The following is an 11,275-nucleotide window of genomic DNA, read 5'->3' as shown; positions in this document are numbered from 1 at the left end:
CCGACGCGCTCAACCACCCACGGAAGCGTCAGGAGAGCCGAAAATGATTCAGTTTGTTTTGGTGAGGCTACCGCGCTCAACTCTGCTGGCGCCCCAAGCCCTGCCGTCATGGAGCGGCAGCAGCTTCTTTGGCCCAGCCCGGACCCGACCGCGAACGGGCGACGACGACCCACCGATGAACCTGGGGCGCAACACTGCTCAGCCCCGACTCCGGAAACGAGGCAGCCACACTACCCCGTCCGACAACCGGGTCCCGAAGCCCGCGAAGACGGTCGCCCATCCATGTGGTGTGCCGCAGTGGCACCGGCCTCGTGAGCGGCCCAGTACATGGGAAGGCGTGACGCGCGTCACGTTGGCGGTCGGCGCGCGTCACGCCGTCTCTAGCCGACCGGCCGGGCTCCCCGGCGGTTCGGCGGCTCGATGGGGGCTGCGTCGACGAAGGTACGGGCGAGCACGCGCCCGCCGGTTTCCGCGAACCAGAGCAGCAACCGCGCCGGTCCGCTGGGCGGCGGCACGGTCAGGTATGCGGCATCGCTCAGGGCGAACGGCATCGCCTCGAGCAGGTGCGACTCCGCTTGCGCCGCAGGCGGATCGGCGGGGAACGGCCTCCCCGCCCGGACCCAGGCCGCGCGCACGGTGCCGGCAACCGGCGTGGTGCCGTGGTGCGAGACGTGCACGGCGAGCTCGAGCGGCTCCGTTGGCACCTCGATGTCGGCGCCGGCGTGCTTGGGTACGAGGTCGACGACGAGCACGGTGTCGGCGTTGACGTGTGCTGGGTCGAGGCCGCCCCAGTCCTTGCGGTGCCTCGCGGTCGTGAGCAGGCCTGCCATCTCGTGCTCGACGTCGGTGAGTTCGGTGTAGACGTAGCCGGCGAAGCGGTCGTGTCGGCGCAGCTCTTGCGTCTGCCATCGGACGTGCCAGGCCCGTTCGAGGCTCGTGAAACCGGCCCCGTATTCGCTGTTCACGATGGGTACCCCGTCGACTGAGAACGTCGGTGTCCCCGCGAGCGGTTTGTCGACGACGAATTCGGGACCGAGCTTGACCGGCCAATCACTACGCGCACCTGCGGCGAGCCCGGCGACGTTCTCGGCCCACGCGGCCGGGTCTTCGTCGTAGTAGTGCCAGTCGACGAGATCGGTGCGCACGTGCGCCCAGCCCGAGTTCTCGACGATCGGCCGGGAGTCATCGAGCGCGCGAAGCGTGTCGTAGGCGTGCGCGGCGGCATCCGCTCGCTCGGGGCTCCCCGGGATGTCCCAGTCGAGCCCCCACTCCTCGTTGTAGAGGCCCCAGATCACGATCGACGGGTGGTTTCCGTCACGCTCCACCATCGGTGCGAGCTGCGCTTCGAATCCAGCGGATGCCTCGGGGCTGTAGCGGCTCGGGCACGGCGGCTCCGCCCACACGAGCATGCCCATGCGGTCAGCCTCGTGGAGCCAGCGCGGCTCTTCGAACTTGAGGTGCTTGCGCACGAGCGTGAAGCCGAGGTCGCGGGCGTGATCGAGGTCGGCAAGGAGGGCGGCACCGGTCGGCGCCGTGAGGCCCGTCTCGGGCCAGTAGCCCTGGTCGAGCACGCCGCGGAAGTACAGGCGCTCTCCGTTCAGGAGCAGGTGCTCGCCGCGGGTCTCGATCGTGCGTAGTCCCGTCGTCACGATCACCCGGTCGGCCGAGTCGCCCTCACCCGTCGTGAATTCGACCGCATAGAGGTGCGGGTCGGCGGGCGACCAGCGCCGCGGATGCCGAAGGGCGAGCTCTCCACGCACGACGCCGTCGCGGTCGGCGATGAGTTCGATCGACTCGGCGGCATCTGAACCCTCTACGACGCGCGCGACGACCCGGGCGCCCACCGGAGCGTCGCCGACGAGCCGCCCGGTGATGGCAATCGAGCTGAGCGAATCACCTCGCAACGCAACCGAGTCGAGAAGGGTACGCCCACGCGCCTCGAGCCAAACGCTCTGCCAGATGCCCGACGTCGGGGTGAATGACACGCCGTCGTAATCGTCGCGTGGAATCGAGCGCTGCTTTCCGTGCGGGATCGCCCGCTTGTCGGCCGGTGCCTCAACCTCGACGCGGAGTTCGACGGTCGAGCCTGCGGGTGCGCCATCGGTGATGTCGAATTCGAATGAGGTCGTGCCGCCGACGTGCTCGCCGACGACGACACCATCGATGCTGACGACCGCACGGTGGTGTACAGCGCCGAAGCACAATACGACCCGCGCGTCGGTCCAGTCGGCGGGCACCGTGACCTCACGCGAGTAGGTTGCGTGTTCGAGCCAGGTACGGCCGATGCCCGAGGCTGGCGTCTCCCAGGCGAAGGGCACCGCGATCTCGGCGACGCCGTCGATCGACTCGAAGCGCCACGACCCGTTCAGGGTCTGCCAACGGTCGGATCGGTCACGGTCGGGCCGCGGGTACTCGGGCTTCGGGATGACGGAGGCGGCGGAGGCATCCGTCTGCCTCACCGGCAGCGCGGCGGCGCCGAAGTCGGGACGAAGGGTGTCGGTCATGTGCGGTGGTGCCTTTCGGTGGTTGGAGGAGGAGATGACGGAGTTCCGGGTCGGGTCGATCAGCCCTTGACGCTGCCGGCGAGGATCCCGTTGATGAAGTGCTTCTGCAGCAGGATGAAGATGATGAGCAGCGGCACAAGCGCGACCGAGCTCGCGGCGAGCAGCTCGCCGGTGATGGTCGCGTAGTCGGCCCCGATCGTGTTGCCGCTGATGTTCTGCGCGAGTGTCGACAGCACCACCTGCAGCGTCTGCATCGTGTCGCTCGTCGTCACGACAACCGGCCACACGAAGTCGTTGTAGATGTTCATGACAGTGAGCACGGCGAGGCCTGCGAGGCCCGGCCGGATCACGGGCACGACGATGCGCCAGAAGATGCCGAACTCGCCGCACCCGTCGACTCGGGCGGCGTCGAGCAGCTCATCGGGCACCGCCGAGATGACCTGGCGCATCCAGAAGATCGCGAACGCGTCGACCGAGCCCGGCAGGATGAGCGCCTGGTAGGTGTTGACCCATCCGAACTCCTTCATCTCGAGCAGAAGCGGGATGATGAGCACGATCGTCGGCAGCATGAGCGTCAACAGGACGGTGCCGAAGAGCATGTTCTTGCCCGGGAAGTCGTACTTCGCGAACGCGTAGCCCGCCAACGGCGCAAAGAACATCGTGATCGCGCCCTTCAGCACCAGCACGATTGCCGTGTTGACGAATCCCGACGCGAGCGGCACGTCGCTGAACATCGCGACGAAGTTGTCGGTCGTGAACCGCGTCGGGTCGAACCCGAGCGGGTCGCGGATGATCTCCACCGCCGGCTTGAACGCTGACACGACCGCCCACGCCACTGGCGCCAGGAATGCGAGCGTGAGCAGCATGAGGAGCACTTGCGATCCGAACTGCGGCAACTCGCGGCGCGGGCGTCGACGGCGAGCGGATGCCGCGGGACGGCCGGCCTGGGCGACGTTCGCGGTGTCTTGCGGCGGGGCACCCGTGTCATCCGTCGCCTCGACCTTCGATCCATGCATGGCGGTCGTCATCGGTCAGTCCTTCGCTCGCAGGAGCCGTACGAACAGCAGCGATAGCGCCATCACGAGGATGACGAGCAGGAACGAGTTCGCGGCGCCCGTGCCGAGGTCGGCGCGGGTGATGTGGTTGTAGAGGTAGAGGCCGGCGGTGGTCGTCGACGAGTACGGGCCGCCCTTCGTCACGACGTACGGCTCAGCGAACATCTGGAACACAGCCAGCGTCTGCAGCACGACGAGGAACATGAGCGTGCGTCGGACCAGCGGAACCGTGATGCTCCAGAGCTGGCGTCGTCGGCTCGCTCCGTCGAGCTCCGCCGCCTCGTAGAGCGTCGAATCGATCGACTGCAGGCCCGACAGCAGGATGATGATCGCGAACCCCGTGGTCTTCCAGAGGAAGAGCAGGGCGAGCGTGGGCTTCGCCCACTCGCTCGTCGTGAGCCAGCCGATGCCGGGGAGTCCGAGCACCCCGAGGAGGTCGTTGACGGGGCCGTAGTTCTGGTCGAAGACGACGATCCAGATCTGGGCGATCGCCACGAGCGGCGTCACGAATGGGACGATGAACGCGGTGCGGTAGAAGCCGCGCATCCTGAGCTTCGCGTTGTTCAGCAGCACCGCGGCGAGCAAGCCGATGACGACCTGTGCCGGCACGATGAGCAGCCACATCACGGCCGAGTTGCCGAGCGAGGACCAGAAGCCTGGGTTCGTGAGGAGGTAGGCGTAGTTGTCGAGGCCGACCCAGGTCGCCGCGCCCGTGCCGCGCCAGTCGGTGAAGCTCAGGCGCAGCGTGAAGATCATCGGGTAGACGCTGAACAGCGCGAAGATCGCGATGAACGGCAGGATGAAGACGTACGGCGCGAGTCGCCGGCGCAGGGCGGTCCGGGTCAGCCGTCGGCGACGCGGTGCGCGCGGTGGCGGCATCCTCGTGTCGAGTGCGGTGCTGGCGGTCATCGGTTCACTTCCGGTCGAGGGCGAGCGGATGCCGCGGCCGCGCGAGTCGCGGCATCCGCTCGGGGTTCACTGGCGGTCGACGAGGTTCGACTGGATGTCGGCGCTCGACTGCTCGATCACCTCCTGCGGCGTGAGGTCGCCGTCGAGCATCCGTTGGATGTTGTTGCCGAGGTAGTCGACGGCTCCGGCCCACCAGGTGGGGATCGGCGCGCCGCCGGGGATCTCGGCACCGGCCTCGACCGCGGTCTTCCAGAGGTCCTGCCCACCGAGCGCCTCGACCGGGCCGAACAGCGGCTCGTCGGGATCCGCGGCTGGCGTGTAGCTCGGGATCGACGTGTTGAGCCCGTTCGGGTACACGTCGTTCGGGCCGTAGACGGCGGAGTAGCCGGCCTCGTCGAAGACGAGGAACTCGTAGAACAGCCAGGCGAGCTCGGGGTTCTCGGCGTCCTTCGGGATGACGAAGCTCGATCCGCCCATGGCGCCGGAGCGCGCGCCGCCATCCTCCCACGCGGGGAGGGGCATCGCGCGCCAGTCACCGGACGTTTCGGGCAGCAGCTGCTGGGGTGCGAAGTCGAACCAGATCGCCCACGGGTAGAACACCTGCTTCGCGGCCTCCAGCGTCTCGATGTCGGTCGGCCCCAGGTACTCCGCGCGGGTGCCGAGACCCTCCTGCTGAACGGTGTCGAGGAAGGTCAGGATCTGCTCGTACTCAAGTGAGTCGAGGCGGAGTTCGCCGTCGGCGTCGGCGAGGCTCGTGCCGAGCTGGCTCGCGTACATCTCGAGCTGGAGCTGCCCAAGGAACGCACTCTGCTCGAGGTGGATCGGACCGGCGTCGGGCACCGCCTGCTTGTACTGACGAGCGGCATTGAGCAGGTCATCGTAGGTCTCGATCGATTCGGCATCGACGCCCGCTGCCTCGAGGGCCGTGGCGTTGTAGAAGAGCAGACCGGGGTCGAGGTCCCACGGAACGCCGTAGATGCCGCCGTCGAGCGAGTTCACGTCAAGCTTCTGCTGGGCGATGTCGCCCGCGTAAGGCTCGAGCACGTCCGAGAGGTCCCACAGCGATTCGGCGAACCCGGCAACCTTCGCGTCATCGAGGAACACGCCGTCGGGCACATCCGTGCCGGTGATGAGGGTGTTCTGGAGCTTGGCGTCGATGTCGACGGCCTGGTGGTCGACGGTTATGTCGGGGTACTTCTCGTTGAACTCGGCGATGACGGACTCGAAGACCTCGTAGAGGTCGCCCGAACGGTCCCAGATCGTGATGGTGCCCTCGGGCGATTCCTCGGTGGGGGCCTGCAGGGTGCTCGAATCGCCGGCGTCGTCTGCGCCCGAGATCGACGGGCCGCAGGCGGTGAAGCCGATCGTGACGAGCGCGGCCGCACCGAGGGCGGCGACACGGCGGACGGCTCGAGGGCCGGCCCGCAGTTGGTGCTGGTGCATGACACTCCTTTGTGGTGTGAGTCCAGCGTCATTCCGAACAAGTGCTTCGGAAAGGGGCGACGACTGGGACTCCCTGCGTTTGCCAACGTATGCAAAACGTTAGCTCAAGTTTGCACACGTTGCAAACATTGTGGTGAGATGGCATCACGGACGGCGTGAATGCGCTGACGACGGCGAAGGAGACCTGGATGCCGGCAACACTGCGTGATGTCGCTGACCGCGCGAACGTCTCGGTACGAACCGTCTCGAACGTCGTGAGCGGCTACGAGCACGTCAGCGAGAAGATGCGGTCGCGCGTGCTCGCGGCGATCGCCGAGCTGGATTACCGCCCGAACCCCGTGGCTCGAACCCTCCGCACCGGACGCACCGGAATGCTCGGGCTCATCGTTCCCGAGATCGACGTGCCGTACTTCTCAGAACTCGCCCGGGACGTGATCAACGCCGCCGCCGAGGTCGGCTACAGGGTAATGATCGACCAGACCGGGCACGACCACGAGCGCGAACGGCAACTCCTCACCGGCGAAGACCGTACGATGCTGTTCGACGGTATCCTCTTCAGCCCACTCGTCACACGCGACGAGCTCCGCGAGATGAACGCCGCGACGAGCATGCCGCTCGTCCTCCTCGGCGAGCACGAGTTCGACGGTCACTACGACCATGTCGCGATCGACAACGTGCGAGCCGCCCGCGACGCCACAGCGCACCTGCTCTCGCGTGGCCGAACCCGTATTGCCGCCATCGGCGCGCAGCCGGATGAGAGCTACGCGACCCCGCAGCAGCGCACCGCCGGTTACGAGATGGCGCTCAGCGAGGCAGGCATCGAACCCGACCCGGCGCTCCTGCATCCGGCCGCTCATTACAGCCGGGCTGACGGGTACGCGGCCGCACGCGACCTGCTCGCGGCATCCATTCCGCCCGATGCCATCTTCTGCTATTCCGACCTGCTCGCGATGGGTGCGATGCGGGCGGTCTTCGATTCCGGGCTCCGAGTGCCCGAGGACGTCGCGATCATCGGCATCGACGACATAGAAGAGGGGCGCTACTCCCGCCCGACGCTCAGCACCGTGTCGCTCGATACGCCCTTCATCGCTCGCGAGGCCGTGGCCCGCGTCGCCGCCCGTATCGAGGACCCCGACGCCCCCGCCGAGGAGATCGTCGCACCGCACACGCTCCTCGCGCGCGAAAGCACGCTCGGTTCGGGAAGCTGATGGCGGGGCCCGGGCGGCTTGTCCGGGCCCCGCCGCCGTCGGTCACCCGACGGAACTCACCGCAATGTCACGCCAGCTCGCGGTCGTGTAGTGCGACCGGAGGCCTGGCGCTCCGGCCGACGCGCACCCCGCTACGGTCTGCGAAATCGTGGACGCCGCCGACGAGAGGTCCGCCGGCTGCGCGCTGATCACGAAATCACAGCCGTCGACCGCGATCGAGAGGTGGTACCAGACGCCCGTCGATACGCCGCCTGTGACCGAGGTGCTCGCGATCCCGGTCCAGCCGTTGTCCTGGAAGCCGAACACAAGGGTGTCGGATGCGGAGTCGATCCCGGCGTAGTAGCCGGTGTGCGCGTCGGCGCCGGTCGACGGGTTCGTGACGCGTGTGAGCAGTCCGGCCTGACCTGCGGCATCCAGGCGCACGTCGGCCTCGACGCGGTAATCAGTCCATGACGGGTGGCCCCAAAGGCTCTTCGAGCCTGCGGTACTCGTCGTGACGCTCACGACGCCTCCGCCGCCGGTCCACGTGCCACCGTACTCGTCGAAGCCGTTCGGTGTGAGGTCGACGTCGCGCCAGCTTCCGCTCGTGTAGTGTGCCCGGAATCCGAACATCCCGGTGGTCACGCATGAAGGCACGGTCTCGCTGACCGTGGTCGCAGCTGACGACTGGTCGACCGGCTGCACGCTGATGTCGAAGTCGCATCCCTCGACGGCGACTCGCAGCCGATACCACACGCCGGCGGACACGCCGCCGGTCACGGGCTCGGCCGCGATGCCGGTCCAGTTGTGGTTCTGCCGGCCGAGCACGAGCTCATCGCTGCTCGACTCGATCCCGATGTAGTAGCCGGAATGAGCATCCGCCCCCACGTCCGGATCCGTCACGCGCACAAGCACGCCGGCCTGACCGGCTGAATCGAGGCGGACATCCGTCTCGAACACACCGTCGGCCCATCCGGTCGAACCGATCAGCGCCTTCGCGCCCGCGACGCTTGCGGTCTGCGCGAGTACGCCGGAGCCCGTGGTCCATGTGCCGCCGTACTCCGCGAAGCCCTGCTTGGTGGTCGAGGCGAAGCTCGGCACCGCATCTACCTGGCCGAGGCTGGCCGAGCCGATGCGGACCTCACACTGGTTGCCCGCGCCCGAGATCCAGGTCCCCGCGAGATAGAGCAGGCTTTCCCCGTTCTCGCTGGGAAGGATGGGGGAGCTGTAGCCAGGGCACGAGGGTTCACCCGTGTTGTAGCCGCCGGTCGGGTCGATGGTGAGTGGCGCGGTGAGTTCCTCCCAGTCCCCGGTGCCCATGGTCGTGTTGGCGAAGATCACCCGGCCCGACTCCGGTTGCACCGTATAGCTCCCCGTGATGCCCGTCACTACCCGCTGCCCGGAGAGGAGAAGGGTGCCGTTCGGGCCACCCGCTGGCGTCCAGGCGAGATACGGGGTGTGCAGCAGCTGACGACCATCCGCGGTTTCGACGAGCTCGCCCGGGTCGCTCGCGGTACCCCAATCGAGTCCATCGGCGCTCGTCTTCACGTATACCTGACAGGCGTGGTCTGGATCGGTCGCGTCGCGGCACATCTCGTAGCTCATCATGTAGCTTCCGTCCGGGAGCCGGACGATCGTCTGCATCCCCGGCCGTGCGAGATTGTCGGACGGGAACGCGACGTCTTGTGTGATCGTGCTCGACCACGACGATCCGCCGTTCGTCGATTCGTAGTGGCCGATGATCTGGTTGTTCGTCGCACCGCCTGACGGCCGCTCGTCGCTGATGTAGCAAGCGAGTGTGCCGTCCTCCGTCTGCACGAACCAGGGCTCCCAGATCCCGTGGCCCCAGGTGTTCGGCTCGCCGGACGTGGCGGCCAGGTCGACAAGTAGGACCAGTTCGATCCCTGGTCGGTGCTGCGGAACACCTCGACCTTCTGGGCCGTGTAGTCGCCGACATCCCAGGCGGTCCCTGCGGCGAGGATGTCCCCGGCCTCGAGTCCGCCGGCGGTGTACGGCACCTCGTAGAGCACGGGCGCCTCTATGTCCCAGCCGGAGGTGTTGGAGGTGATCGTCGAGATCTGGGTCCAGCTCTGCCCGCCGTTCGTGCTGCGATAGATCGGGAGGTTCGTTGGCGCACCCTGGAAGCGCTTGGCGAAGGTCGCGAGCAGGGTGTCGTTCGCGCTGCCGTCATTCTCGATTCGGATGAGTCGCGGATAGCTCGCGTCGCCGTTCGGATACGACGCGAGGTCCGGGCTGAAGAAGATCGATCCGTCAGCGACCGCGGTCGCGGGAGCCGGGATCGCCACGATCGCGACCGCCGCGAGAATCACCGCGGCGATCCCCATTGGTGCTGTTCGTCTCACGTTGCTGCCTTTCGTCGGAGGCGACGCCGCCGACGTGACAGCCGTGCGACATCGCAGCGTTTGCCAACGTGTGCAAAACACTACGGGTGCGAGCGTGGAAGGGCAACCCTGGAGCCCCGTCGTTCGACGTTCCAGAAACTATTGGACTTGATAGCCGTATCTGTGCATCTCGCTATAGAGTGCTAGAGGAAGCTAGATTGGCTACATGCGGCCCGAACTGAACCCGTATTCGCCGGGATCCGGCCTGAACCCGCCCCATCTGGTCGGGCGCCAGGCGGAGATCGACGCGTTCGACCTCGTCGTTGCGCGAACGCGCGCGGGCCACCACAACCGGGGCATGATCCTCCACGGGCTGCGCGGCGTGGGCAAGACGGTGCTGTTGAATCAGTTCCGAGAGCAGGCTGAGCGGGCCGAGTGGTTCATCATCGAACTTGAGGGTCGCCCGACTGAGACGGGTCAGGAGGCCGTGAGGCAGCGGCTTGCCCGGCTGATGATGCTCGCTGGCAGACGATTCCTGCGCGGCAAGCATGCGACCGGCAAGGTTAAGCAGGCCCTCGGCACCATAAAGTCCTTCAGCCTCTCGCTCGGCGTCGCCTCGGTCGAGCTCGGGCTTGACGCCAATCCCGGTCGCGCAGACTCCGGTCAGATCGAGATCGACTTCGAGGAGCTTGTCGAGGACCTCGCACCCGCCCTTCGGGAAGCATCATCCGCGTTCGCGCTATTCATCGACGAGATGCAGGACCTCGACAGCGAGCTGGTCGTCGCGCTGCTCGCAGCCCAGCATCGGGCAGGACAGAAGAACTGGCCGTTCTACATCTTCGGCGCCGGTCTCCCCTCGCTCCCATCAGTGCTCAGCGAAGCCCGCTCGTACGCCGAACGGCTCTTCAACTACCGGAACATCGGAGCACTCGAACGCCCCGCGGCAGCGGACGCCCTGACTGTGCCCGCCACACGGCAAGGAGCGCGATACGAAGACGAGGCAATCAACGTGATCGTCGACGCCGCACGCGGATACCCCTACTTCCTGCAAACATACGGCCAATCGGCATGGGGGATCGCGGAGGGCCGAGTGATCACGGCTGACGACGCCAGGGAAGCGATCATCGAGGGAAACGCCGAGCTGGATATGGGCTTCTTCCCCGCCCGCTGGGACAGAGCCACACCAGCCGAACGCAACTACCTCCGCGCGATGGCTCGAGACGGCGAAGACGGCTCACGCACGTCCGAGCTCGCTGAACGCCTCAAGGTGAAGCCCGCCAGTCTCAGCCCCGCGCGACAGAACCTGATCAGCAAGGGCATCATCTTCATGCCGGAACGCGGCCGCGTCGCATTCACCGTCCCGAACATGGCCGCGTTCATCCAGCGACAATTCGCTGACTAGGGGCCCGAGCAACGACCACGAAACCTGGCCGCTCACGGTTAACTCACGGTTTTGCCGAGTTCACGGCGCCTCACTGCGTTTCACATTTCGCGGGATTCCACGGCTCGTGAGACGTAGTGAAGCACCGTGATACGGCACTTAGGAACTTCTGCTTCCCAAGCAGACAGCGCGGGTTCGATTCCCGTCATCGGCTCTGATCTGGGATTTTCCCATTCCGCGACCTGCGACTTTCGATTGCAAACGGGCCTCGTAGTCACTTAATAGCTGTTGGGCGCTGCCCGCGCCGTGGGGTGTCGAGAGTTTCGTGGGTGGTCGCCTCTTGTCGGCTCGCGTGGCAGGGCGCAGGCTGGGGGTGCCGGTCGTGGTCGACGTCGGCTGACTATGGTGCCGCCGAGCCCGATGAATAGCTTGACGCGGGGGACGCCCACGGGAA

The 11,275-nt window shown here is 66.8% G+C and carries 7 protein-coding genes; 2 read left to right on the top strand and 5 right to left on the bottom strand.

Annotated features, from left to right (window positions below):
* Positions 1-380 precede the first annotated feature (380 nt).
* The 4 genes from EZM51_RS14615 to EZM51_RS14600 all read right to left on the bottom strand — a co-directional run bounded on the left by EZM51_RS14615 (position 381) and on the right by EZM51_RS14600 (position 5,911).
* Positions 381-2,504, bottom strand: coding sequence for a glycoside hydrolase family 2 TIM barrel-domain containing protein (locus EZM51_RS14615; protein ID WP_136709037.1), 2,124 nt, complete (start codon positions 2,502-2,504; stop codon positions 381-383).
* 59 nt (positions 2,505-2,563) lie between these two features.
* A complete protein-coding gene (locus tag EZM51_RS14610) occupies positions 2,564-3,532 on the bottom strand; it encodes a carbohydrate ABC transporter permease (protein WP_248305671.1) in 969 nt (322 codons plus the stop codon).
* A 3-nt stretch (positions 3,533-3,535) separates the two neighbouring features.
* Positions 3,536-4,468 carry a sugar ABC transporter permease gene (locus EZM51_RS14605; protein WP_136709036.1) on the bottom strand — a complete coding sequence of 311 codons (933 nt, stop codon included), beginning with the start codon at positions 4,466-4,468 and terminating at the stop codon, positions 3,536-3,538.
* A gap of 66 nt (positions 4,469-4,534) precedes the next feature.
* Positions 4,535-5,911: an extracellular solute-binding protein gene (locus EZM51_RS14600; protein ID WP_136709035.1), complete on the bottom strand. Its 1,377-nt coding sequence runs from the start codon at positions 5,909-5,911 to the stop codon at positions 4,535-4,537.
* Positions 5,912-6,099: 188 nt separating this feature from the next.
* Between EZM51_RS14600 and EZM51_RS14595 the strand changes: the two genes are divergently transcribed.
* The gene (locus EZM51_RS14595) at positions 6,100-7,119 is read left to right on the top strand and encodes a LacI family DNA-binding transcriptional regulator (RefSeq protein WP_136709034.1); all 1,020 of its coding nucleotides are present in this window, start codon (positions 6,100-6,102) and stop codon (positions 7,117-7,119) included.
* A 42-nt stretch (positions 7,120-7,161) separates the two neighbouring features.
* On the opposite strand, the gene EZM51_RS14590 is transcribed toward EZM51_RS14595, so the two are convergent.
* Positions 7,162-8,916, bottom strand: coding sequence for a family 16 glycoside hydrolase (locus EZM51_RS14590; RefSeq protein ID WP_136709033.1), 1,755 nt, complete (start codon positions 8,914-8,916; stop codon positions 7,162-7,164).
* Between the two features lie 750 nt (positions 8,917-9,666).
* Here EZM51_RS14590 and EZM51_RS14585 point away from each other — a divergent pair.
* Positions 9,667-10,842 carry an AAA family ATPase gene (locus EZM51_RS14585; protein WP_136709032.1) on the top strand — a complete coding sequence of 392 codons (1,176 nt, stop codon included), beginning with the start codon at positions 9,667-9,669 and terminating at the stop codon, positions 10,840-10,842.
* Positions 10,843-11,275 lie beyond the last annotated feature (433 nt).

Origin of the sequence: Agromyces sp. H66 (assembly GCF_004959775.1) — a bacterium.
Classification (GTDB): domain Bacteria; phylum Actinomycetota; class Actinomycetes; order Actinomycetales; family Microbacteriaceae; genus Agromyces.
The sequence above is the reverse complement of the archived record's forward strand: the minus strand, read 5'-3'. Positions and strand labels throughout refer to the sequence as shown.

Bases quoted from the DNA above. Each gene is read 5' to 3' on its own strand.
- EZM51_RS14615 (WP_136709037.1), bottom strand. From the start codon at position 2,504: ATGACCGACACCCTTCGTCCCGACTTCGGCGCCGCCGCGCTGCCGGTG.
- EZM51_RS14610 (WP_248305671.1), bottom strand. From the start codon at position 3,532: ATGACGACCGCCATGCATGGATCGAAGGTCGAGGCGACGGATGACACG.
- EZM51_RS14600 (WP_136709035.1), bottom strand. From the start codon at position 5,911: ATGCACCAGCACCAACTGCGGGCCGGCCCTCGAGCCGTCCGCCGTGTC.
- EZM51_RS14595 (WP_136709034.1), top strand. From the start codon at position 6,100: ATGCCGGCAACACTGCGTGATGTCGCTGACCGCGCGAACGTCTCGGTA.
- EZM51_RS14585 (WP_136709032.1), top strand. From the start codon at position 9,667: ATGCGGCCCGAACTGAACCCGTATTCGCCGGGATCCGGCCTGAACCCG.
- EZM51_RS14605 (WP_136709036.1), bottom strand. From the start codon at position 4,468: ATGACCGCCAGCACCGCACTCGACACGAGGATGCCGCCACCGCGCGCA.